The sequence below is a fragment of the Streptomyces sp. NPDC056169 genome (assembly GCF_042268445.1).
Lineage (GTDB): Bacteria > Actinomycetota > Actinomycetes > Streptomycetales > Streptomycetaceae > Streptomyces.
The window spans coordinates 13,171-35,350 of the sequence record NZ_JBHJUO010000008.1 but is presented as its reverse complement, the minus strand read 5'-3'; the positions used below and the strand labels follow the sequence as shown (position 1 = coordinate 35,350).

The window sequence follows — 22,180 nt, the reverse complement described above, 5'->3', positions numbered from 1 at the left end:
TCACCGGGCTCCGTTGTCGTGGTCCGCGTGCTGCTCTCGATCGTGGTCCCGTGCTTCAACGAGGACGACGTCCTCACCCGCTTCCATGCCCGCGTGACCGACGAGTTCTCCCGTCTCGACGGGGAGTTCGAGCTGGTCTACGTGGACGACGGGAGCCGGGACCGGACCCTCCCGCTCCTCCAGGAGCTCGCCGCCGCCGACCCCGGCCGCGTCCGCTACGTCTCCTTCAGCCGCAACTTCGGCAAGGAGGCCGCGATGCTCGCCGGGCTCCGGCACGCCGCGGGGGACGCCGTCGTCATCATGGACGCCGACCTCCAGCACCCGCCCGAGCTCGTGCACCGCATGGTCGCCCTGCACGCCGAGGGGTACGACCAGGTCGTCGCCCGCCGCACCCGCGAGGGCGACCGCGTCACCCGCACCCTGACCGCCCGCCTCTACTACCGGGCGATCAACCGGCTCGTGGACGTCGAGCTCGTCGACGGCGTCGGCGACTTCCGGCTGCTCTCCCGCCGCACGGTCGACGCCCTCCTCGGCCTCGGCGAGTACAACCGCTTCTCCAAGGGCCTCTTCGCCTGGGTCGGCTTCCGCACCACGACCTTCTCCTACGAGAACGCCGTGCGCGAGGAGGGCCGCTCCAAGTGGACCTTCGGCAAGCTCCTCAACTACGGGCTCGACGGGCTGCTCTCCTTCAACAACAAGCCCCTGCGGGCCGCCGTCTACCTCGGCCTGCTCCTCGTCTCCCTCGCCTGCGTCTACGCCGCCTGGATCGTCGCCGACGCCCTGGCGAACGGCGTCGACACGCCCGGCTACGTCACGCTCCTCGTCGCCGTCACCGCGCTCGCCGGCGTCCAGATGGTGATGGTCGGACTCATCGGCGAGTACGTCGGCCGCATCTACTACGAGGTGAAGCGGCGCCCCCACTACCTGGTGCAGGAGACGGAGACGGGTCAGGAGGAGAGGGAGTTGCGGGCCGACACCCGGCGGTCCGGTGAATCGTTGTGGGAAACAGTCGCTCCGAAGTAGTGGCTACGGCCCCGGCGACTCCCTACCATCGATCACCGCAAGGTCGTTCAACTGACGCACGACCCGCCCGGGAGGCTCCTGTGCACCGCCGCGATCGCCGCATTGCTCTCTCCGTCTCCGCCGCGCTCCTCGCGGCGCCGTTGCTCACCGCCTGCGGGAGTGACGCCCATCCAGGAGCGGCGGCCGTCGTCGGCGGCGACCGGATCGAGGTCTCCACGCTCCAGGCGCAGGTCAAGGACGTGCGGGCCGCGCAGGCCGCCTCGCCGCAGGCCGCCCAGCTCCTCGGGGCCAGTGGCGACCTGAACCGCCGCAAGCTCAACGGCCTGATCTTCGACCGGGTCGTGGACAAGGTCGCCGAGGACAGCGGCGTCAGCGTCACCCGCGCCGAGACCCAGCAGACGCGCGCCGCGTTCGTCCGCCAGAGCGGCGGCGAGGACCGGCTCGCGGCCGTGCTGCTCCAGGAGCAGGGCGTGGCTCCCGACCAGATCGACGACGTCGTCCGCCGCAACGTCCTCATGAACAAGATCGCCGCGAAGCTGGGGATCGCCGAGACCCCCGAGGGCCAGAAGAAGCTGACGGACGTCTTCACCGCCGCCTCGAAGTCCCTCGACATCGACGTGAACCCGCGCTTCGGCGCCTGGGACGACGCGCAGGTCCAGCTGGCCGCCGCGACCAGCCCGTGGCTGCGGCAGATCAGCCGGGACCCGGGCGCGACCCCGGCCGGAGCCTGACGCCCCGCTCCGGCCGCCGGGGCCCGACGCCTCCGTCCGGTCCCGGGGCCCGAGTGCCGTGTCCGGTCCCTGGGGCCGAGGGCCGTGTCCGAGGTCCGGGCCTCCGTCCGGGCCCGGGCCCGGCTCCGGGTAGGTTCGAGGGGTGACATCTGAGAGCCCCGGCCGCATCGTCCTGCTGACCGCCAGCCACCGCGTGGCGCCCGGACTGCTGTCCTGGCCCGCGTGGCAGGCGCTGCACGGAGCGGACCGGGTGCTCTGCCCCGACGCGCACCACCCCCAGCTGCCGTACCTGACGGAGGCCGGGGTCGCCGTCGAGCACGTCCTGCCCACCGCGCAGGAGCTCGTCGAGGACTGCGCCGGAGGCCGGACGATCGTGCTGCTGCCCTCCGGCGAGGGCGACCGCGCCCTGACCGACGGGCTCGCCCGGCTCGCCGGCTCCGGCCGGGTCTCCATGCCCGACCTGGAGCTGCTCCCCGGCTCGTACGACCTGCCCGGCTCCCGCCTCCTCGACCTGGTGCAGGTCATGGACCGGATCCGGCGCGAGTGCCCCTGGTCCTCGCAGCAGACGCACAAGGCGCTCGCCAAGTACGGCATCGAGGAGGCGTACGAGCTCGTCGAGGCGATCGAGGAGGGTGACCGCGAGGAGCTCCGCGAGGAGCTCGGGGACGTCCTGCTCCAGGTCGTCTTCCACGCCCGGATCGCCGAGGAGGACCCGGAGGAGCCGTTCTCCGTGGACGACGTCGCCGGCACGATCGTCGAGAAGCTGATCCACCGGCACCCGCACGTCTTCGGGGACGCGACCGCCGAGACGCCGGAGGAGGTCAAGGCCCACTGGCTGCGGACCAAGGCCGTCGAGAAGCAGCGGGAGTCCGTGACCGAGGGCGTGCCGCTCGGCCAGCCGGCGCTCGCGCTCGCCGCGAAGCTCGCGGGCCGGGTGCGGACGGCGGGGCTCGGCGTGGCCCTGCCGGAGGGCGAGGGCATCGGGTACGAGCTCCTCGGCCTCGCCGCACGCGCGGAGGCGGCCGGCGTGGACCCGGAGGCGGCGCTGCGCGCGGCGGCCCGGACGTACCGCGACGCGATCCGCGCGGCGGAGGGCCTGTCCTCGTAACAGCGTCTCGTCACAGCGCTTCGTCACAGCGCCTCGTCACAGCGCTCGCGGTTTCTACGGCTCGCGCGGCGCCCGGGCCTCCGGGTTGTGCCAGAGGAGCTGCGGCGGGCCGAGGAGGCGTTCGGCCGCGGTGCTCGGGCGGACCGTGAAGCGGCCGACGGCCGGCAGCGTGTCGTGGTGGATCCGGTGCGGGTCGGTGCCGAGCTCCGTCAGGACCTCGACGACCTCCGTGAGGAAGCCGGGCGGCCCGGCGAGGTAGACCTCGTGCGCGGCCCACTGCTCGCAGGCCTGGAGCGCGTGGACCAGCCGCTCGGTCGCCTGGTCGCGGCGGCGGCCCGGGGCGGCGGTGATGTAGGTGACGTTCAGTCCGGGGAGACGTTCCTTCAGGGACTCGGCGTCGGGGCGTCCGTACAGGTGGTCCTTCGCACGGGCCACGACGAACAGCCGGCCCTCCAGCTCCGGCTCCGTCTCGGCGGCCTCCTCCAGGAGGGCCTTCACCGGCGCCCAGCCCGTACCCGCGCATATATAGGAGCGGAGTCCGGCCGGGGGCGTCCGTGCGATGAGGCCGCCGCCCGCCGCGCTCAGCCGCAGCACCTCGCCGGGGCCGGTCTCCCCCACGAGCGCCGTGCTCATCGCGCCGCCGGGTATCCGGCTCACATGGAGGTCGAGCGTGCCGTCCTCGCGGGGCGCGTTCGCGACGGAGTAGGTGCGCCAGACGCGGGGGACGCGCAGCGAGCTGACGCTGACGTACTGGCCGGGGACGTACGGGAAGGGCTGCCGCGGCCGCAGCGTCAGGACGGCCAGGCTGTCGCCGTACCGCTCGTGGCGGACGACGTCCGCGTCCCACCACGCGGGCTCCCCGACCCCGGCGGCCTCGTCGGCGCCCGCCTGCATCAGCTCGACGACGAGCCCGTACGCCTCGGTCCAGGCCTTCTCCGCCTCGATGGTCCACGCGGAGCCGGCGGCGTGCGCGAAGGCGCCGATCAGGCTCTCCCCGACGGCCGCGTACAGCGCGGGCGACGCCAGGAACTTGCGGTGGTCGCGCCCCAGATGCCCCAGGTAGGCGGCGAGTGCGGGGTCCTCCAGGTGGGTCACCACATGCGTCAGCGCGGCGAAGAGCCGGTCCCGCTGCGGAACCATGTCCTCGGGGAAGAGCTCGCGCACACCGGGGTTGTTCCAGAACAGGTGCGAGTAGAAGAAGGTGACGGCATGCTCGGCCCGTCTCTCGACGACCGCGAACGTGCTTCTGATCAGCTGGGGATCCACTGACATGAATCTAGGGCACGTCCGGCGCCTCTTGATCACAGGTTCTCCACATACGTGCTCCTCCGGGCCTCCCTGTACGGTCGGACAGTGAGTACTAGCCCCGCCCCCGAGCTCTTCACCTGGGAGTTCGCCAGCGATCCGTATCCCGCCTACGCCTGGCTGCGGGAGCACGCGCCCGTGCACCGGACGAAGCTGCCCAGCGGGGTCGAGGCCTGGCTCGTGACCCGGTACGCGGACGCCCGCCAGGCCCTCGCCGACCAGCGTCTCTCCAAGAACCCGGCGCACCACGACGAGTCCCCGCACGCGAAGGGGAAGACGGGCATCCCGGGCGAGCGCAAGGCCGAGCTGATGACGCATCTGCTCAACATCGACCCGCCCGACCACACCCGGCTGCGGAGGCTCGTCTCGAAGGCCTTCACGCCGCGCCGGGTCGCGGAGTTCGCGCCGCGCGTGCAGGAGCTGACCGACCGGCTCATGGACGACTTCGTGGAGAAGGGGAGCGCCGATCTCATCCACGAGTTCGCGTTCCCGCTCCCCATCTACGCGATCTGCGACCTGCTCGGCGTGCCCCCGGAGGACCAGGACGACTTCCGGGACTGGGCCGGGATGATGATCCGGCACGGCGGCGGGCCGCGCGGCGGGGTCGCCCGGTCGGTGAAGAAGATGCGCGGCTATCTCGCGGAGCTGATCCACCGCAAGCGCGAGGAGCCCGGCGAGGACCTCATCTCGGGGCTCATCAGGGCCTCCGACCATGGTGAGCACCTCACCGAGAACGAGGCCGCCGCCATGGCGTTCATCATTCTCTTCGCCGGTTTCGAGACGACCGTGAACCTCATCGGCAACGGGGTCTACCAGCTGCTCCGGCACCCCGAGGAGCGCGAGCGGCTCCAGGCCTCGATCGCGGCGGGGGAGACCGGGCTCTTGGAGACGGGCGTCGAGGAGCTGCTGCGGTACGACGGGCCGGTGGAGATGGCGACCTGGCGGTACGCGACGCAGGCGCTGACCGTCGGCGGGCAGGAGATCCCGGCGGGCGATCCGGTGCTCGTGGTCCTCGCCGCCGCCAACCGGGACCCGGAGCGGTTCGCGGACCCGGACACGCTGGACCTCTCCCGGCGCGACAGCCAGCACCTCGGGTACGGGCACGGCATCCACTACTGCCTGGGGGCGCCGCTGGCCCGGCTGGAGGGCCAGGCCGCGCTCGCCACCCTGCTGACTCGCCTGCCCGACCTGCGACTTGCGGCCGATCCGGCCGAACTGCGGTGGCGCGGAGGGCTCATCATGCGGGGATTGCGCACGCTTCCGGTGGAATTCTCCCCTTCCGTACGGCTGCGGTGAACTGACGGATCGTCAAGACTGTGATCTTTACGTGATCGGGGGGCCATCGACTTGTGATGGGTGTTCGAATGCCGCTACGTTTCCCGGCAGTCTCAGCCGTCACGCGAAAGGCCTCCCTATGCGCTCCGGGAACGGACGACACCGTCGCCCCCGTCAGGCCCCCGCCATCGTCGTCGCCGCGGGAGTGACCGGATCCGCCCTGGCGCTGCCGCTGCTCGCCACCGGCTCCGCCTCCGCCGCCGACGCGGCCACCTGGGACCGGGTCGCCGAGTGCGAGTCCGGCGGCCAGTGGAGCGCCAACTTCGGCAACGGCATGTACGGCGGCCTCCAGTTCACCCAGGACAGCTGGGAGCGGAACGGCGGCCTCGCCTACGCGCCCAGCCCCGACCTGGCCAGCCGCGCCCAGCAGATCGCGATCGCCGACAAGGCGCTCGCCGCCGGCGGCACCGACTGGGCCACCTGCGCGCCCATCGCCGGCCTCACGAACGACGGCAGGGCCACCGGGATCAACCCCGGCCCGGCCGCCGCCCCGAAGGCGCCCACCGGGCCCGTGGCGGAGTCGAACCGGACCGCGGGCGTCCCGATCACGCCCTCGGAGGCCGCCGCGGACGAGAAGGCCGCGGAGAAGACCGCCGGGTCCACCGGGTCCGCCGAGGCCGGTACGCCGTCGAAGGCCCCCGCCGGGTCGACCGCCTCCGCCACGCCCACCGCGCCCGCCACCACGGGCACCCCGACCGCTCCGGCGACGGGGGCCACCACGGGCACCCCGACCGCTCCGGGTACCGCCGGTACGCCGACGGACCCGACCACGCCGACGGGCGGCTCGACCACCCCGGCCACGCCCGATGCGTCCCTTACGCCCGTATCGCCCGAAACGCCGACAGGTGACACCTCGTCGGCCACGCCCGGCACCGGCAAGCACCGGGGCGAGGCGGCCCCGGAGGAAACCGGCAAGACGGACACCTTGTCTGAATCCGGCCGACACGCCTCATCGACGGACGAGCTGGCGGAAAGCTCCGCCGCCACGCCCACGACTGACGCGACGAAGGATTCGGGCACAACGGACAGTCAGGGCACTTCGGGCGCGTACACCGTGCAGCCCGGTGACAACCTGTCCGAGATCGCGCAGGAGAACGAACTCCCCGGCGGATGGAACGCCCTCTACGACGCCAACCGCGGCACCGTGGGTGTCGACCCGGACCTCATCGTCCCTGGTCAGAGCCTTGACCTGACGATCGGTTCGGAGAAGAAGGCGGAGACGAAGGTCGGGTAGTTCGGGGGCGTATGTCCGGTTCTGGGTAAGTGAGACATGGGTCTCTTCGCCCCAACTGGCGTGTCACGTCCGCGAACTTTGCTCCCGTCACCTCTCACCTGCGCAAACACCCCCCGCCGGAAGGCAAGTAGGGGCGATATTTCCGCAATACGCCTCTTTGAACTTCCGGTGGGTCTGTGTCTACGGTCGTAACCGCTCGCCACCGCGGGCCCCGTCGACCGAAACGCCGAATCCTGCCGTCGGCCGATGGGAACAGTCGTCGCGTAAGCGCCGAAGGCAGGAGTGGGGGACCCAAGGTAAGTGCCGGTCCCGGCCGTTGAGACAGACGGCCGATGACCGGCTTGGGGTGAAGCCGCGTGCTAGGACACGCGGCCGGGCAACTTTCCGGCCCGAACCCGACAGCTCACCTCACAGGCGTCGGTGAGGAGAATCTCCATGCTGTTTTCCGGTAAGGGCAAACACCGTCGTCCCTCCAAGGCCACCCAGGTCGTCACCCTCGTCGGTGTCACCGGTGTCGCCGTCGCCGCCCCGCTGATGACCGCGGGCACCGCCTCGGCCGCCACGGTCTCCGAGTGGGACACCGTCGCCGCCTGTGAGTCCGGCGGCAACTGGGCCATCAACACCGGCAACGGCTACTACGGCGGCCTCCAGTTCTCGGCCTCCACCTGGGCCGCGTACGGCGGCACCGCCTACGCCTCGACCGCCAACCAGGCGTCGAAGTCCCAGCAGATCGCCATCGCCGAGAAGGTCCTCGCGGGCCAGGGCAAGGGCGCCTGGCCGTCCTGTGGCGTGGGCCTCTCCGGCGCCTCGTACGACGGCGGCTCCGCCGAGAGCGCGCCGCAGCAGGCCGCGCCCCAGCAGCAGACGCAGCAGCCGCGCCAGGAGCGGAAGGCCGAGCAGCCGACCACCCGCAGCGAGCAGCGCCAGGCCCCGAAGCAGTCGACGCAGCAGCACGCCGCGCCGAAGGCCGCCACCAAGAAGACGGTCACCACCCCGACCGGCAAGGTGGTCAAGAAGGGTGACGGCGAGTACAAGGTCGTCGCCGGCGACACCCTCAGCAAGATCGCCGAGGCGCACGGCGTCAAGGGCGGCTGGGCCAAGCTCTTCGAGCTGAACAAGGACGTCGTCGAGAACGCCGACCTCATCTACGTGGGCCAGCAGCTCCACCTCAAGTGAGCCCGGCGGCTCGGGTGAGTCCGGCGGCTCACCCGACCCCGACGACCCTCCCGCGGTGACCACCCCGGTCCGGCGCACTCTCCCCCGTGCGCGCCGGACCGGGGTTCCGTGCGTCCGGGGTTCCGTACATACGGGGTTCCGTACATACGGGGTTCCGCGTGTACCGGGACCCTTTCGGGAGGACTTCGTAGTTACCGCCCAGTAGATCTGGGGTCCTTCGTCCCGAGATGCATGCCCTTGGGTCCTTTTTCGTCCCAGGGGGCGGGCGCACGGCCGACCGGACCCCCTGAGCCGGTTAGGCTCTTGTCGCAAGGCCGAGCGACCCTGCACCGGCCATGCGTCACATCCAGCGTCACATCCCAAAAAGGAGATGCTCGTGCCGTCCATCGACGTCGTCGTAGCCCGGGAAATCCTGGACTCCCGAGGCAACCCCACGGTCGAGGTCGAGGTCGGCCTCGACGACGGCAGCACCGGCCGTGCTGCTGTTCCGTCCGGCGCCTCCACCGGTGCGTTCGAGGCCATCGAGCTTCGCGACGGTGACCCGAACCGCTACCTGGGCAAGGGTGTCGAGAAGGCCGTCCTCGCCGTCATCGAGCAGATCGGCCCGGAGCTCGTCGGCTACGACGCCACCGAGCAGCGCCTGATCGACCAGGCCATGTTCGACCTGGACGCCACGGAGAACAAGGGCTCGCTCGGCGCCAACGCCATCCTCGGTGTCTCCCTCGCCGTCGCGCACGCCGCGGCCGAGGCCTCCGACCTCCCGCTCTTCCGCTACCTCGGCGGCCCGAACGCGCACCTGCTGCCCGTTCCGATGATGAACATCCTCAACGGTGGGTCGCACGCCGACTCCAACGTGGACATCCAGGAGTTCATGATCGCCCCGATCGGCGCGGAGTCCTTCTCCGAGGCCCTCCGCTGGGGTGCCGAGATCTACCACACGCTCAAGGGCGTGCTGAAGCGCAAGGGCCTCTCCACCGGCCTCGGCGACGAGGGCGGCTTCGCCCCGAACCTCGAGTCGAACCGCGCGGCCCTCGACCTCATCATCGAGGCCATCAAGGAGGCCGGCTACACCCCGGGCTCCGACGTCGCGCTCGCGCTCGACGTCGCCGCGTCCGAGTTCTACAAGGACGGCACGTACGAGTTCGAGGGCAAGTCCCGCTCGGCCGCCGAGATGACCGAGTACTACGAGGAGCTCGTCTCCGCGTACCCGATGGTCTCCATCGAGGACCCGCTGTACGAGGACGACTGGGCCGGCTGGAAGGTCCTCACCGACAAGCTGGGCGCCAAGGTCCAGATCGTCGGCGACGACCTCTTCGTCACCAACCCGGAGCGCCTCGCCCGCGGCATCGAGGAGGGCACCGCCAACGCCCTCCTGGTCAAGGTCAACCAGATCGGCTCGCTGACCGAGACCCTGGACGCCGTCGAGCTCGCCCAGCGCAACGGCTTCAAGTGCATGATGTCCCACCGCTCCGGCGAGACCGAGGACGTCACCATCGCCGACCTCGCCGTCGCCGTGAACTGCGGTCAGATCAAGACCGGTGCCCCGGCCCGCTCGGACCGCGTCGCCAAGTACAACCAGCTCCTGCGCATCGAGGAGATCCTCGACGACGCCGCGGTCTACGCCGGCCGCAGCGCCTTCCCGCGCTTCAAGGGCTGAGCCTCTCCGTAGGGCAGCTTCCGTACGTCCCCGTACTCGGTCCCGTACCGTGTGCGGGGACGTACGCATGAACAGGGGAGGCGACACGACATGGCCGCGAAGGACCGGGACCGGTTCTCGACCGCGACCCGGATCAGACTGCTCGGCGAGCAGACAGCCGCCCGTGTCTACCGCTCCCAGACCCGCCGGCAGGCCCGCCGCTCCCGGCTCACCGGCCGCGCGGCCTTCCTCGCGCTCGTCGTCTGCTCCCTCGTCGTGGCGCTCGCCTACCCGATGCGGAGCTACGTCTCCCAGCAGGGCGAGATCGCCGACCAGGAGCGCCGGGCGGCCGAGGCCGCACGCCGGGTCGAGGAGCTGCGGGACGAGAAGGCCCGCCTCCAGGACCCGTCCTACGTCCGCCGGCTCGCCCGCGAGCACCTGCACTACGTGCGGCCCGGCGAGACCGGCTTCACCGTGAACGACCCCGACGCGGAGCAGCGGCCCCGCGCCGACCAGGGAGCGGCGGAACGCCCCTGGTACGACAACCTCTGGGACGGCGTCGACCACGCCGACCGTCCCTGACCCCTCCTCCGCGACACACGAGCAAGGCAACCGAAAAAACATGGAAACGCCCCCTCCGCAGACCGAACGCACCGAGCCCACCGAGAAGGACATCGCCGCCTTCGAGCTCCAGCTCGGCCGGCCGCCCCGCGGCCTGCGCGCCATCGCGCACCGCTGCCCGTGCGGCAACCCGGACGTCGTCGAGACCGCGCCCCGGCTCCCCGACGGCACGCCGTTCCCGACGACGTACTACCTGACCTGCCCCCGGGCGGCCTCGGCCATCGGCACCCTCGAGGCCAACGGGGTCATGAAGGAGATGCAGGCCCGGCTCGCCACCGACCCGGAGCTGGCCGCCGCCTACCGGGCCGCGCACGAGGACTACATCGCCCGCCGTGACGCGATCGACGTCCTGGAGGGCTTCCCGAGCGCCGGCGGCATGCCGGACCGGGTCAAGTGCCTGCACGTCCTCGTCGGCCACTCGCTGGCCGCCGGACCGGGCGTCAACCCGTTCGGCGACGAGGCGCTCGCGATGCTGCCGGAGTGGTGGGCGAAGGGCGCCTGCGTCACGCCGTGCGCCGACAAGGAAGAGGAGAAGGGCGAGTGACCCGGGTCGCCGGAATCGACTGCGGTACGAACTCCATCCGCCTCCTCGTCGCCGACGTTCACCCCGAGACGGGTGACCTCGTCGAGCTGGACCGGCGGATGACGATCGTCCGGCTCGGGCAGGGCGTCGACAAGACGGGCCGGCTCGCGCCCGAGGCGCTGGAGCGGACCTTCGCGGCCTGCCGCGCGTACGCCGAGGTCATCAAGGAGCTGGGTGCCGAGCGGCTCCGCTTCGTCGCCACCTCCGCCTCGCGCGACGCCGAGAACCGCGACGAGTTCGTGAACGGGGTCGTGGAGATCCTGGGCGTCGAGCCCGAGGTCATCACCGGCGACCAGGAGGCCGCGTTCTCCTTCACCGGCGCCACCGGAGAGTTGCACGGCCCGGAGACGTACCTCGTCGTGGACATCGGCGGCGGCTCGACCGAGTTCGTCACCGGCAACAAGCACGTCGAGGCCGCCCGCTCCGTCGACATCGGCTGCGTCCGGCTGACCGAGCGGCACGTCCGGCACGACCCGCCGACCGCCGAGGAGGTCGCCGCGATCCGCGCCGACGTCCGGGCCGCGCTCGACCTGGCCGCCGAGACCGTGCCGATCGGCACGGCGGAGACCCTCGTCGGGCTCGCCGGCTCGGTCACCACCGTCGCCGCCATCGCCCTCGGGCTCACGGAGTACGACTCAGAGAAGATCCACCACTCCCGGATCTCCGCCGCTCAGGTCGCCGAGGTGACCGACCGGCTCCTCGCCTCCACGCACGACGAGCGGGCCGCGATCCCCGTCATCCACCCGGGCCGGGTCGACGTGATCATCGCCGGTGCGCTGGTCCTGAGGGAGATCGTGGAGCGGGTCGGAGCGAGCGAGGTCGTCGTCAGCGAGCACGACATCCTCGATGGGATCGCCCTATCCGTGGCATAGCGGGCATCTATCGAGCCTCCCGGCGACATGCCGTCGGGAAAGTTCGTGAAGTTCTTCACAAGGAAAAAGGCCCTGATGGCGTCGGAAGAGGGTCCGAAGGGGGTCTTTGGGCCCTCCGGGGGGCGTCTCAGGGCCCTTTCGTAGGTACGGGGGCCTCTTCGCTCGTTGTTTCCATCGCGTGAACGCACCCGGTGGTTCAGCGTTAACGAGGCCTCTCCAGGCCAGTTCACGAGGGGTGAACAACGTTCACCACCGCACCCCGGTTCCTTTGCAACGCCATGACATGGATCACGTGGGCGGCGGAGTGTAGCAGAGGTGTGCCAGGACCTTGTGAAGGGGCGCACGAGCACCCCCCTCGGACGGGGTGGATACTCGATCCCATGAGCACCACGGAGCGTCCCAGGATCCTCGTAGTAGGCGGCGGGTACGTAGGCCTGTACGCAGCTCGGCGCATCCTCAAGAAGATGCGCTACGCGGAGGCGACCGTCACGGTCGTCGACCCGCGGTCGTACATGACCTACCAGCCCTTCCTGCCCGAAGCCGCCGCCGGCAGCATCTCGCCGAGGCACGTCGTCGTCCCGCTGCGACGCGTCCTCCCCAAGGCCGAGGTGCTCACCGGTCGGGTCACCACCATCGACCAGGACCGCAAGGTCGCCACCGTCGCGCCGCTCGTCGGCGAGGCGTACGAGCTGCCTTTCGACTACCTCGTCATCGCCATGGGCGCGGTCTCCCGCACCTTCCCGATCCCCGGTCTCGCCGAGCAGGGCATCGGCATGAAGGGCATCGAGGAGGCCATCGGCCTGCGCAACCACGTCCTCGAGCAGCTCGACAAGGCCGACTCGACCACCGACGAGGAGGTCCGCCGCAGGGCGCTGACCTTCGTCTTCGTGGGCGGCGGCTTCGCCGGCGCGGAGACCATCGGCGAGGTCGAGGACCTGGCCCGTGACGCGTCGAAGTACTACCAGAACGTCAAGCGCGAGGACATGCGCTTCGTCCTGGTCGACGCGGCCGACAAGATCCTCCCCGAGGTGGGCCCCAAGCTCGGCCAGTACGGCAAGGAGCACCTCGAGGGCCGCGGTATCGAGATCTACCTCGAGACCTCGATGGACTCCTGCGTCGACGGCCACGTCGTGCTGAAGAACGGCCTCGAGGTCGACTCCAACACGATCGTGTGGACCGCCGGCGTGAAGCCGAACCCGGCGCTCTCCCGCTTCGGTCTGCCGCTCGGCCCCCGAGGCCACGTGGACTGCAACGAGAAGCTCCAGATCAACGGCCTCGACTACGCGTGGGCCGCGGGCGACAACGCCCAGGTGCCGGACATGGTCGGCCGCAAGGCCGGCAACCCGAACGCCTGGTGCCCGCCGAACGCCCAGCACGCGCTGCGTCAGGCGAAGGTCCTCGGTGACAACGTGGTGGCCGGCATGCGCGGCTTCCCGCAGGCCGAGTACAGCCACGCCAACAAGGGCGCCGTGGCCGGCCTCGGCCTCCACAAGGGCGTCGCGATGATCGTCATGGGCAAGGTGAAGATCAAGCTCAAGGGCCGTCTCGCCTGGTACATGCACCGCGGCTACCACGGCATGGCCATGCCGACCTGGAACCGCAAGATCCGCGTCTTCGCGGACTGGACCCTCGCGATGTTCCTCAAGCGCGAGGTCGTCTCGCTCGGCGCCATCGAGACGCCGCGCGAGGAGTTCTACGAGGCCGCCAAGCCCGCCCCCGCCCCGGCCGCGCCGGCGCAGGAGAAGGCCAAGGCCTCCTAAGGCACCGCCGTACACGCAGTACCCCGAAAGGGCCGTCCGCCATCCGTGGTGCGGACGGCCCTTCGCGTGTTTTGCCGACTCGTTGCGCTGCGCCGGGATGGGAAACCCCTACAGAGGGTGTTCCCTTGGTGACGAGCATTTCTGGGGCACGAGATCACGGAGGTGTGCACCATGGCCGACGCCGCGTCGCGGCTGACGACTCTCGCCGAGGAACTCCTCGGAGGACCGCTCCCGGTCCGTCTGCGAGCCTGGGACGGCAGTGAGGCCGGACCGGCGGGAGCCCCCGTCCTGATCGTCCGCGACCGCCGCGCCCTGCGGAGGATGATCTGGAAGCCCGGCGAACTGGGCCTGGCCCGCGCCTGGGTGGCCGGGGAGCTCGACGTCGAGGGAGACCTGTACGAGGTCCTGGACCGCATCTCGGGCCTCCTCTGGGAGCGCCCCGAGGACACGAGGAGCCGCCTCACGGCCCTGCGCGACTCCGTCCGCGACCCGAAGCTGCGCGCCGCCGCCCGCGCCCTGCTGCGGCTCGCCGGGCCCCTGCCGCCCCCGCCGCCGCCCGCCGAGGAGATGCGCGGCCGCAGCGGCAGCAGCCACAGCAAGCGCCGTGACAAGCAGGCGATCAGTCACCACTACGACGTGGGCAACGACTTCTACGAGATCGTCCTCGGCCCGTCCATGGTCTACTCCTGCGCCTACTGGACGGAGGACGGGACCCTGGAGGACGCCCAGCGCGACAAGCTGGACCTCATCGCCCGCAAGCTGAACCTGAAGGAGGGCGACCGGCTCCTCGACGTGGGGTGCGGCTGGGGCTCCATGGCCCTGCACGCAGCCCGCGAGTACGGCGCCCGGGTCGTCGGCGTCACCCTCTCCCGCGAACAGGCCGCCTACGCCCGCAAGCGCGTCGCCGACGAGGGCCTGACCGACCTCGTGGAGATCCGCGTCCAGGACTACCGGGACGTCGCCGACGGCCCGTACGACGCGATCTCCTCGATCGGCATGGCCGAGCACGTCGGGGCCGTGAAGTACCGGGAGTACGCCGACACGCTGTACGGGCTCCTCAAGCCCGGCGGACGGCTCCTCAACCACCAGATCTCCCGCCGCCCCGAGCCCGACGAGGAGGCCTACGAGATCGACCCCTTCATCGACGCGTACGTCTTCCCCGACGGCGAACTCGCCCCCATGGGCCGGACGCTGTCCACCCTGGAGGACGCCGGCTTCGAGGTCCGCGACGTCGAGGCGCTCCGCGAGCACTACGCGCTGACGCTGCGCCGGTGGGTGGCCAACCTGGAGCGGGAGTGGGACCGGGCGGTCCGGCTCACCTCGCCCGGCCGGGCGAGGATCTGGCGGCTGTACATGGCGGCCTCCGCCGTCTCCTTCGAGCGCAACCGGATCGGCGTGAACCAGTTCCTCGCCGTGAAGACCCCGCTCGCGGGGACGAGCGGGACGGCGCTGCGGCCGCGCGTCTGGAACGAGAAGACGGCCTGACGCACGTACGGCGAAGGGCCGGCCTCCCAGGTGGGAGACCGGCCCTTCAGTCGTATCCGTGGCTACTCGGCCTTGATGGCGGAGAGCATGTTCAGCCGCGCCGCGCTCCGGGCCGGCCACAGGGAGGCGAGGACGCCGACCAGGGCGGCCAGGACCAGGAAGATCCCGATCCGGTCCCAGGGCAGGACCAGGGCGTAGCCCGGGATCTGCTCCTTGATGGTCTCGCCGATCGCCCAGCCGAGGAACGAGCCGAGGCCGATGCCGACGACCGCGCCGAACACCGAGATGACCACGGCCTCCAGGCGGACCATCCGCTTCACCCGGCGCCGGTCGAGGCCGATCGCCCGCAGCATGCCGATCTCCTGCTGGCGCTCGAAGACGGACATCGCGAGGGTGTTGACGACGCCGAGGACCGCGATGATCAGGGCCATGCCGAGCAGGCCGTACATGATGTTGAGGAGCAGGTTGATCGGGCCGCCGAAGGCGTCACGGATGCCCTTGTGGTCCAGCACCGTGATGTCGGGGTTGTCGCCCATGGCCTTGGCCAGGGCCCGCTCGTTGGCCGCGCTCGCGCCGCCCTCGGTGGAGACGAAGATCTGACGGATCTCCGCCCGCTCCTCGTGCGCGGTGACCAGCTTGTGGTCGATCAGGACCGGCGAGAGGAACTCGTTGGGCTCGAAGACCGCGCCGACCGTCAGCTTGGCCTTCTGCTTGTCGAGGTACTCGACCGGGACGGTGTCGCCGACCTTCAGGCCGCGCTTCGTGGCGGTCTTCTCGTCGACGGCGATCGCGCCCTTGCCGAGGGAGTTCAGCGAGCCGTTCACGACGCTGAGCTTGAGGACCTTCTCGATGTCGCCGGGGGTGACGCCGGAGGCCGAGACGTACGAGCCCTTGATCTCCAGCGCGCCCGCCTGCTGCGGGGAGATCGCGGTGACGCCCGGAGCCTTCTCCAGGGCGGTCAGCGCCTCCTGGCTCAGGCTGTTGCCACTGGCCATCGAGACCATGTAGTCGGCCTTGACCTGGTCGGTCGTCGCCTTGTCGAGGGCCGTGCCGACCGTGGCGCCGAGCACCGAGAGGCCGGTGACGAGGGTCAGGCCGATGGCGAGCGCGGAGGCGGTGGCGCCGGTGCGGCGCGGGTTGCGGACCGCGTTGAGGCCGGCGAGCTTGCCGGAGACCCCGAAGAGGTTCACGAACAGCGGGCGGATCACGGCGATCACGGGCCGGGACAGGAACGGGATCAGCACGATCACACCCATGAGGGTGAGGAACGCGCCACCCGCGATGAGCATGCGGCCGTCGTCGCCGCCCTGGCCCGCGCCGAGCACGATCAGGACCGCGCCGAGCGCGGTGAGCGCGGCACCGATGGAGTTCCGTACGACGAGCGACTTCGTGCTCGCGGTGGCGTGGACGCTGCTCATGGCGGCGACCGGCGGGATCTTCGCGGCGCGGCGGCCGGGCAGCCAGGCGGCGAGCATCGTGATCAGGACGCCGACGGCGAACGCGCTGACGGCCGGGGTGGCGGTGAGGACCAGATCGCCGCCCGGGACCTTCATCTCGAAGGCGCTCATGGCCGAGCGGAGGGCGACGGCCAGGCCGATGCCGAGCACGTAGCCGACGGCGGAGGCGACCAGACCGACCAGGCCGGCCTCGGCGAGGACGGAGCGGGTGATCTGCTTGCGGGAGGCGCCGACGGCGCGCATCAGGGCCAGTTCCTTGGTGCGCTGCGCGACCAGCATGGTGAAGGTGTTGGAGATCAGGAAGATCCCGACGAAGAGCGCGATGCCCGCGAAGCCGAGCAGCACCTGGTTGAGCGCGCCGAGACCGGCTTCGATGTCCTTGGCCTGCTGCTCGGCGAGGTCCTCGCCGGTCTGCGCGGTGGCGGCCTTCGGGACGACCTTGAGGACCTCGTCGAGGAGCTTGTCGGCGTTCGTGCCGGGCGCGGCGGTGACGGTCAGGCCCCGGTAGTACCCGGGCTTCAGGTAGAGCTGCTGCGCGACGGAGGAGTCGAAGACGACGAGGCTGCCGCCGGCGTTGACGGCGCCGTCCTCGGTGGTGAAGACGCCGGAGAGCTCGTACTCCTTCACGGGTCCCGTGGTCGCGACGCGGACGGTGTCGCCGACCTTGTAGCCGCCCTTGTCCGCGGTGTCCTTGTCGAGCGCGACCTGCCGGTCCTCGACCGGGCCCGTACCCGTGGTGAAGGTGTACGCGCGGTCCTTGCCGTCCTTGCCGGGGGCGAAGTTGGTGCCCTTGTTGGACCAGCCGACGCCGATCAGCTTGCCGTTCTTGTCGGGCACGCCCGCGAAGCCGTCGACGCGGGGGGTGACGGAGGCGACCCCGTCGAGCCCGGCGACCTTGTCGACGTCCTTCTGGGAGAGGCCGGGGGCCTTCCGGGCCTGCTCGGCGTTCGGGTACATCTCGACGGCGACGGCGACGTCGTCGTAGCTCTTGGCCGACTGGTTGCGGAAGGCCTGGCCGAGGGTGTCGGTGAAGACGAGCGTGCCGGAGACGAAGGCCACGCCGAGCATCACGGCGAGGACGGTCATCAGCAGTCTCGCCTTGTGCGCGAGGACGTTGCGCAGGGCGGTACGGAACATGGGTGTGTCCTGAAGGAAGGGTGGGGCGGGACGGAGGGACGGGGACGCGGGCCTGACCGGTTCGAGGCCGGTCGCGGCGCTACGGCGTCAGCTCGTACGGCCCTTGGCGTCGAAGGCCTTCATGCGGTCGAGCACCCCGTCGGCCGTCGGGTGGAGCATCTCGTCGACGATCCGGCCGTCGGCGAGGAAGATCACGCGGTCCGCGTAGGAGGCGGCGACCGGGTCGTGGGTGACCATGACGACGGTCTGGCCCAGCTCGCGCACCGAGTTGCGGAGGAAGCCCAGGACCTCGGCGCCCGAGCGCGAGTCCAGGTTTCCGGTCGGCTCGTCACCGAAGATGATCTCGGGGCGGGAGGCCAGGGCGCGGGCCACGGCCACGCGCTGCTGCTGGCCGCCGGAGAGCTCGGTGGGGCGGTGGCTAAGCCGGGCGGACAGGCCGAGCATGTCGATGACCTGCTGGACCCACTGCTTGTCGGGCTTGCGGCCGGCGATGTCCATCGGCAGCGTGATGTTCTCCAGGGCCGTCAGCGTCGGCAGCAGGTTGAAGGCCTGGAAGATGAAGCCGATCTTGTCGCGGCGGAGCTGGGTGAGCTGCTTGTCCTTGAGGGTGGAGAGCTCGGTCTCGCCGATGCGCACGGAGCCGGAGGAGAAGGAGTCCAGGCCGGCGACGCAGTGCATCAGGGTCGACTTGCCGGAGCCGGACGGGCCCATGATCGCGGTGAACTCGCCCTGCCGGAAGTCCACGGTGACGTGGTCGAGCGCGACCACCTGGGTCTCGCCGTGTCCGTAGACCTTGGAGAGATCCGTGGCGCGGGCGGCCACCGCGGTGGCTCGGGACACGGTGGGGGTGGTGGTCACGAGGAGGACTCCTGTCACTGCGGGGCTGCTGCGGGAACCCCTCCATCGTCTCGACCGTTCCGGCCCGGAGCGTCCGCCCACGTGCCCGTTCTCGGGGCAGTCTCGAGTCGGACCGGAGCCCTCGTCCGTCCTCCTGAGGTATGACGGCACCCCTGAGAGGCTGCTTCGAGCCGAGGTGACAGACCTGCGATGACTTTTCGTCATTCCGATGGGCTCGGCTTTGCGCCTGCGACCCCCGTCACAGTTGGGGGAAAACGCCCTCACCTGCACTGACGCACCCTCAGGCGTCAATAAAATAAGACAACATCGGGCCGATGTTCCGCTGAACGAGGGAAGGGGCCCGGATAGGCTCCTGTGCCAACGCGGAGCTTCGCGGAACGCCCGGATGGTGGAATACGCAGACACGGCGAGCTTAAACCTCGCTGGCCCTCGGGCCGTACCGGTTCAAATCCGGTTCCGGGCACCACCCCGGGCCACAGGCGAGTGCCTGGGGCCCGGCGCAGTCCCTCCGTCAGGCCCTCCGTCAGGCCTTCGGCAGACGGTCGAGCAGCCAGGTGCCGAACTCCTTGGAGAGCAGCGCGCCGCCCCCGCTTCCCTCGCCGGTCGTCGTCTCGTCGGCGAGCTCGTCGCTCAGCCCGTCCTCGACGCCGCTCTCCACCAGCCGCAGGAACAGAGGCGCCTGCGGCCGGTCGCCCATGCGGTCGAGCTCGGCCGCCTCGTCCAGGTCGGGCGCGGCGGCGTCGTGGCAGAAGAGGACGGCGGTCCGGTGGTCCACCCGCTGGTACTCCAGGCTCGCCAGGCCGTAGCGGGCGGCGAGGGCGCCGCGCCCGGTACCGCCGACGGCCAGCCGCTCGCCCGATCCCTCGGCGATCGCGCGCGTGACGGCCTCCGTCACGGCCGAGCCGTGACCGGAGAGACCGGTGTCGGCGGGCAGTCCCACCAGGACCAGGTCGTTGCCGCGCGCCTTCAGCTCCGCGAGGAGCGAGTACGAGCCGTCGTCCACGCTCGCGGCCAGCGCCTCCAGGTCCTGGCCGGCGTCGCCGACCAGGACGACGGGCGCGGCGAGGTGCTTGCCGGCGCGGAACGCCCACGCGGTCCCGTTGCGCAGCTGCCAGGTGTCATGCGGTGCGGTGGTCATCGGCTCTCCTTGTAAGGGGGGGTGTGCCTGACAGGGCGAGCGTCGCGGAGCGGGGTCCTCCGGGGTGGGCGAAGATCGGAATCTTCCGGGAAAAGATCCTCCCCGAGCACTAGGGAGTTTCTTTTGCCTACCCATTACCCTTGACGCAAGGCCGCGCCGTGCGGTCTGCCATGGAGGAGTGAGATGAGGAGCAGCAACCCGGTCTTCTCGCGACGGGGGTTCAGCCGCGACAACGGCTACGCGGTGAACGCGCAGCAGCCGCAGGCCGGGGGCCCCGCCGTCGGAACCAACCCGTACGCCACCGGCAACCCGTATGCCGAGGGCGCGACGAACCCGTACGCCACCAACCCGTACGCCCCGCAGGACGCCGCGCTCGGCGCCCCGCCGCAGGCCCGCGGCAACGTGATGACGATCGACGACGTCGTGAGCCGTACGGCCATGACGCTCGGCACGGTCGTGGTCACCGCCGTCCTGTCCTGGTTCCTGCTGCCGGTCGACTCGGCCAACCTGGGCAAGTCCTACGGCATCGCCATCGGCGCCGCCATCGTCGCGTTCGTCCTGGCGATGGTGCAGTCCTTCAAGCGCAAGCCGTCTCCCGCGCTGATCCTGGGCTACGCGGCCTTCGAGGGTGTCTTCCTCGGCGTGATCTCGGCCGCCGTCTCGACGTACATCGCCGACGGCGTGGTCATCCAGGCGGTCCTGGGCACGATGGCGGTCTTCGCCGGCGTCCTGATCGCCTACAAGATGGGCTGGATCCGGGTCAATCGACGCTTCTACGGCTTCGTGATGGCCGCCGCCATGGGCTTCATGCTGCTCATGGTGGTGAACCTGCTCTTCGCCGTCTTCGCCGGCGGTGACGGCCTGGGCTTCCGCAGCGGTGGCCTCGGCATCCTCTTCGGTGTCATCGGCGTCATCCTGGGCGCCTGCTTCCTCGCCCTCGACTTCAAGCAGGTCGAGGACGGCGTGAACTACGGCGCGCCGCGCGAGGAGGCCTGGCTGGCCGCCTTCGGTCTCACCATGACCCTGGTGTGGATCTACCTGGAGATGCTGCGTCTGCTGTCGATCCTGCAGGGCGACGACTGACGCCTCTGAGCTCGGGGGAAGGGCCCGTCCGGCTTCGTGCCGGGCGGGCCCTTTCCGCGTTCCGCGTCAGACGGCGGCGTCGATGAGGACGCGGGCCGCGGCCTTCGCCTGGGCGGCGGGCTCGGGGGAGCCGGTCATGCCCGCGACGACCATGGCCCCGTTGGCGAGCAGGGCGAGCTGGTCGGCGAGGGCGGGCGGGGCGCCGAGGGCGTCCGTCTGGGCGGCGAAGTACGCCCGCAGGGCCTCCTTGTGGTCGCGGGCGAGGCCGGCGACGTTCGGGGCGACGCCGCCGAGCTCCCCGAACGTGTTGATGAACGCGCACCCCCGGAACCCGTCCTCGGCGAACCAGGCGCCGAGCCAGTCGAAGACCGCGAGCGCCCGCTCGTACGGGCCGTCGGCGACCCGGTCGCCGTGTGCCGCGAGGGCGTCGCGCACGGCGCCGTCGCGGCGCCGCAGGACCGCCTCGACGAGGACGTCCTTGGACGGGAAGAGCTGGTAGAGCCGCTTGAGCGAGACCCCGGAGGCGGTGCGGAGCGCGTCCATGCCGACCGCCTGCACCCCGCGCTCGTCGAAGAGCCGCTCGGCGGTGTCGAGCACCTTCAGTTCGGCGGCTTCCGCGTCCATCTGCCGATCACCCCTTGCGTAGAGAACCATCGTTCTCGTAGCCTACAGGGCATCGGGAGAACGATCGTTCTCCCGACGGGAAAACGAAACGGGGAGTTCCCATGTCCGCCTTCGCCCTGCGCGCCCGCACCGTCACCGTCGACGGGCTCGACGTCTTCTACCGGGAGGCCGGCGACCCGGCCAATCCCACGCTCGTCCTGCTGCACGGCTTCCCGTCCAGCTCGCACATGTACCGCGGGCTCATGGCCGAGCTGGCCGACTCGTATCACCTGATCGCCCCCGACCACATCGGCTTCGGCGCCTCGGCCGCCCCGGCCGTCGAGGACTTCGCGTACAGCTTCGAGAAGCTCACCGAGATCACCCTCGGACTGCTCGACAAGCTCGGCGTCGACCGGTTCGCGCTCTACATCCAGGACTACGGGGCGCCCATCGGGCTGCGGATCGCCTCCCGCGACCCCGAGCGGGTCACCGCGATCGTCACCCAGAGCGGAAACGCCTACCTGGAGGGCTTCACGCCCTTCTGGGACGTGCTCTTCGCCCACGCCAAGGACCGCGAGGCGAACGAGGCCGGGGTGCGGGAGCTGCTGACCGCCGAGGCCACCCGGTGGCAGTACACCCACGGGGTGCCGGCGGACCGGCTCGACCGGATCGGCCCGGAGGCGTGGACCCTGGACCAGGCCGGCCTGGACCGGCCCGGCAACAAGGAGATCCAGCTCCAGCTCTTCTGGGACTACCAGTTCAACCTGGACGGCTACCCGGCCTTCCAGGAGTACTTCCGCACCCACCGGCCGCCGCTCCTGGCGGCCTGGGGACGCGGCGACGAGATCTTCGGACCCGCGGGCGCGGAGGCCTTCGAGCGGGACCTGCCGGAGGCCGAGATCCACCTCCTGGACGCCGGGCACTTCGCCCTGGAGACGCACGGCGAGGAGATCGCCGGGCTCGTCCGCGACTTCCTCGGCCGGCACGCGAAGTGAGGCGCGGGGCGGTCTGTTGGTCAGGGTCCCCGGGCGGCGC

At 70.9% G+C, this 22,180-nt stretch carries 19 protein-coding genes, 1 tRNA gene and 1 riboswitch; of the genes, 15 read left to right on the top strand and 5 right to left on the bottom strand.

What is annotated here, in order from left to right; translation table 11 throughout:
* The first annotated feature begins 27 nt into the window (after positions 1-27).
* The 3 genes from ACFC0G_RS14430 to ACFC0G_RS14420 all read left to right on the top strand — a co-directional run bounded on the left by ACFC0G_RS14430 (position 28) and on the right by ACFC0G_RS14420 (position 2,862).
* Positions 28-1,023 carry a glycosyltransferase family 2 protein gene (locus tag ACFC0G_RS14430; RefSeq protein WP_376402493.1) on the top strand — a complete coding sequence of 332 codons (996 nt, stop codon included), beginning with the start codon at positions 28-30 and terminating at the stop codon, positions 1,021-1,023.
* Positions 1,024-1,103: 80 nt separating this feature from the next.
* Positions 1,104-1,754 (top strand): SurA N-terminal domain-containing protein, encoded by a 651-nt coding sequence (locus ACFC0G_RS14425; RefSeq protein ID WP_376402490.1) that lies wholly within the window; start codon positions 1,104-1,106, stop codon positions 1,752-1,754.
* 142 nt (positions 1,755-1,896) lie between these two features.
* Positions 1,897-2,862: a nucleoside triphosphate pyrophosphohydrolase gene (locus ACFC0G_RS14420; protein ID WP_376402487.1), complete on the top strand. Its 966-nt coding sequence runs from the start codon at positions 1,897-1,899 to the stop codon at positions 2,860-2,862.
* A 54-nt stretch (positions 2,863-2,916) separates the two neighbouring features.
* Here the strand turns inward: ACFC0G_RS14420 and ACFC0G_RS14415 are convergent, their stop codons facing one another.
* The gene (locus ACFC0G_RS14415) at positions 2,917-4,134 is read right to left on the bottom strand and encodes a globin domain-containing protein (RefSeq protein WP_376402484.1); all 1,218 of its coding nucleotides are present in this window, start codon (positions 4,132-4,134) and stop codon (positions 2,917-2,919) included.
* Between the two features lie 81 nt (positions 4,135-4,215).
* On the opposite strand from ACFC0G_RS14415, the gene ACFC0G_RS14410 reads away from it, so the two are divergent.
* The 9 genes from ACFC0G_RS14410 to ACFC0G_RS14370 all read left to right on the top strand — a co-directional run bounded on the left by ACFC0G_RS14410 (position 4,216) and on the right by ACFC0G_RS14370 (position 14,869).
* On the top strand, positions 4,216-5,463 hold the full coding sequence (locus ACFC0G_RS14410; RefSeq protein ID WP_376402481.1) for a cytochrome P450: 1,248 nt from the start codon (positions 4,216-4,218) through the stop codon (positions 5,461-5,463).
* Positions 5,464-5,647: 184 nt separating this feature from the next.
* Positions 5,648-6,736, top strand: a complete 1,089-nt coding sequence (locus ACFC0G_RS14405; protein ID WP_376402478.1) for a transglycosylase family protein — start codon at positions 5,648-5,650, stop codon at positions 6,734-6,736.
* A gap of 258 nt (positions 6,737-6,994) precedes the next feature.
* A riboswitch (cyclic di-AMP (ydaO/yuaA leader) is annotated at positions 6,995-7,168 on the top strand.
* 3 nt (positions 7,169-7,171) lie between these two features.
* Complete coding sequence (locus tag ACFC0G_RS14400; protein WP_376402475.1) at positions 7,172-7,912, top strand: transglycosylase family protein; 741 nt, start codon at positions 7,172-7,174, stop codon at positions 7,910-7,912.
* A gap of 370 nt (positions 7,913-8,282) precedes the next feature.
* Positions 8,283-9,569 carry a phosphopyruvate hydratase gene (gene eno / locus ACFC0G_RS14395; protein WP_376402472.1) on the top strand — a complete coding sequence of 429 codons (1,287 nt, stop codon included), beginning with the start codon at positions 8,283-8,285 and terminating at the stop codon, positions 9,567-9,569.
* A 90-nt stretch (positions 9,570-9,659) separates the two neighbouring features.
* Positions 9,660-10,130, top strand: a complete 471-nt coding sequence (locus ACFC0G_RS14390; RefSeq protein WP_376402469.1) for a septum formation initiator family protein — start codon at positions 9,660-9,662, stop codon at positions 10,128-10,130.
* Positions 10,131-10,170: 40 nt separating this feature from the next.
* Positions 10,171-10,713, top strand: coding sequence for a DUF501 domain-containing protein (locus ACFC0G_RS14385; RefSeq protein ID WP_376402466.1), 543 nt, complete (start codon positions 10,171-10,173; stop codon positions 10,711-10,713).
* Entirely contained in the window at positions 10,710-11,624 is a 915-nt protein-coding gene (locus ACFC0G_RS14380; protein WP_376402464.1) for an exopolyphosphatase, read from the top strand. Before ACFC0G_RS14385 ends, ACFC0G_RS14380 begins: the two co-directional genes overlap by 4 nt.
* Positions 11,625-12,004: 380 nt before the next feature.
* Positions 12,005-13,384 (top strand): NAD(P)/FAD-dependent oxidoreductase, encoded by a 1,380-nt coding sequence (locus ACFC0G_RS14375; RefSeq protein WP_376402461.1) that lies wholly within the window; start codon positions 12,005-12,007, stop codon positions 13,382-13,384.
* Positions 13,385-13,555: 171 nt separating this feature from the next.
* Positions 13,556-14,869: a class I SAM-dependent methyltransferase gene (locus ACFC0G_RS14370; RefSeq protein WP_376402458.1), complete on the top strand. Its 1,314-nt coding sequence runs from the start codon at positions 13,556-13,558 to the stop codon at positions 14,867-14,869.
* A gap of 62 nt (positions 14,870-14,931) precedes the next feature.
* On the opposite strand, the gene ACFC0G_RS14365 is transcribed toward ACFC0G_RS14370, so the two are convergent.
* Together ACFC0G_RS14365 and ACFC0G_RS14360 are read right to left on the bottom strand one after the other, a co-directional pair.
* Positions 14,932-17,463 (bottom strand): ABC transporter permease, encoded by a 2,532-nt coding sequence (locus tag ACFC0G_RS14365; RefSeq protein ID WP_376402456.1) that lies wholly within the window; start codon positions 17,461-17,463, stop codon positions 14,932-14,934.
* Between the two features lie 87 nt (positions 17,464-17,550).
* Positions 17,551-18,321: an ABC transporter ATP-binding protein gene (locus ACFC0G_RS14360; RefSeq protein ID WP_030315258.1), complete on the bottom strand. Its 771-nt coding sequence runs from the start codon at positions 18,319-18,321 to the stop codon at positions 17,551-17,553.
* 379 nt (positions 18,322-18,700) lie between these two features.
* On the opposite strand from ACFC0G_RS14360, the gene ACFC0G_RS14355 reads away from it, so the two are divergent.
* Positions 18,701-18,787 (top strand) — tRNA-Leu (locus tag ACFC0G_RS14355).
* 57 nt (positions 18,788-18,844) lie between these two features.
* Here ACFC0G_RS14355 and ACFC0G_RS14350 read toward each other — a convergent pair.
* Positions 18,845-19,459, bottom strand: coding sequence for a hypothetical protein (locus tag ACFC0G_RS14350; RefSeq protein ID WP_376402453.1), 615 nt, complete (start codon positions 19,457-19,459; stop codon positions 18,845-18,847).
* A gap of 183 nt (positions 19,460-19,642) precedes the next feature.
* Here ACFC0G_RS14350 and ACFC0G_RS14345 point away from each other — a divergent pair, with 183 nt between their 5' ends.
* Positions 19,643-20,542 (top strand): Bax inhibitor-1/YccA family protein, encoded by a 900-nt coding sequence (locus tag ACFC0G_RS14345; protein ID WP_376402450.1) that lies wholly within the window; start codon positions 19,643-19,645, stop codon positions 20,540-20,542.
* A 66-nt stretch (positions 20,543-20,608) separates the two neighbouring features.
* Here ACFC0G_RS14345 and ACFC0G_RS14340 read toward each other — a convergent pair whose 3' ends face one another.
* Complete coding sequence (locus tag ACFC0G_RS14340; RefSeq protein ID WP_376402447.1) at positions 20,609-21,166, bottom strand: TetR/AcrR family transcriptional regulator; 558 nt, start codon at positions 21,164-21,166, stop codon at positions 20,609-20,611.
* A gap of 101 nt (positions 21,167-21,267) precedes the next feature.
* Here ACFC0G_RS14340 and ACFC0G_RS14335 point away from each other — a divergent pair, with 101 nt between their 5' ends.
* Positions 21,268-22,140 (top strand): alpha/beta fold hydrolase, encoded by an 873-nt coding sequence (locus tag ACFC0G_RS14335; RefSeq protein WP_376402444.1) that lies wholly within the window; start codon positions 21,268-21,270, stop codon positions 22,138-22,140.
* The last annotated feature ends 40 nt before the right edge of the window (positions 22,141-22,180 follow it).

Bases quoted from the DNA above. Each gene is read 5' to 3' on its own strand.
- ACFC0G_RS14375 (WP_376402461.1), top strand. From the start codon at position 12,005: ATGAGCACCACGGAGCGTCCCAGGATCCTCGTAGTAGGCGGCGGGTAC.
- ACFC0G_RS14365 (WP_376402456.1), bottom strand. From the start codon at position 17,463: ATGTTCCGTACCGCCCTGCGCAACGTCCTCGCGCACAAGGCGAGACTG.
- ACFC0G_RS14415 (WP_376402484.1), bottom strand. From the start codon at position 4,134: ATGTCAGTGGATCCCCAGCTGATCAGAAGCACGTTCGCGGTCGTCGAG.
- ACFC0G_RS14350 (WP_376402453.1), bottom strand. From the start codon at position 19,459: ATGACCACCGCACCGCATGACACCTGGCAGCTGCGCAACGGGACCGCG.
- ACFC0G_RS14400 (WP_376402475.1), top strand. From the start codon at position 7,172: ATGCTGTTTTCCGGTAAGGGCAAACACCGTCGTCCCTCCAAGGCCACC.
- ACFC0G_RS14390 (WP_376402469.1), top strand. From the start codon at position 9,660: ATGGCCGCGAAGGACCGGGACCGGTTCTCGACCGCGACCCGGATCAGA.
- ACFC0G_RS14335 (WP_376402444.1), top strand. From the start codon at position 21,268: ATGTCCGCCTTCGCCCTGCGCGCCCGCACCGTCACCGTCGACGGGCTC.
- ACFC0G_RS14345 (WP_376402450.1), top strand. From the start codon at position 19,643: ATGAGGAGCAGCAACCCGGTCTTCTCGCGACGGGGGTTCAGCCGCGAC.
- eno (WP_376402472.1), top strand. From the start codon at position 8,283: ATGCTCGTGCCGTCCATCGACGTCGTCGTAGCCCGGGAAATCCTGGAC.
- ACFC0G_RS14370 (WP_376402458.1), top strand. From the start codon at position 13,556: ATGGCCGACGCCGCGTCGCGGCTGACGACTCTCGCCGAGGAACTCCTC.
- ACFC0G_RS14340 (WP_376402447.1), bottom strand. From the start codon at position 21,166: ATGGACGCGGAAGCCGCCGAACTGAAGGTGCTCGACACCGCCGAGCGG.
- ACFC0G_RS14385 (WP_376402466.1), top strand. From the start codon at position 10,171: ATGGAAACGCCCCCTCCGCAGACCGAACGCACCGAGCCCACCGAGAAG.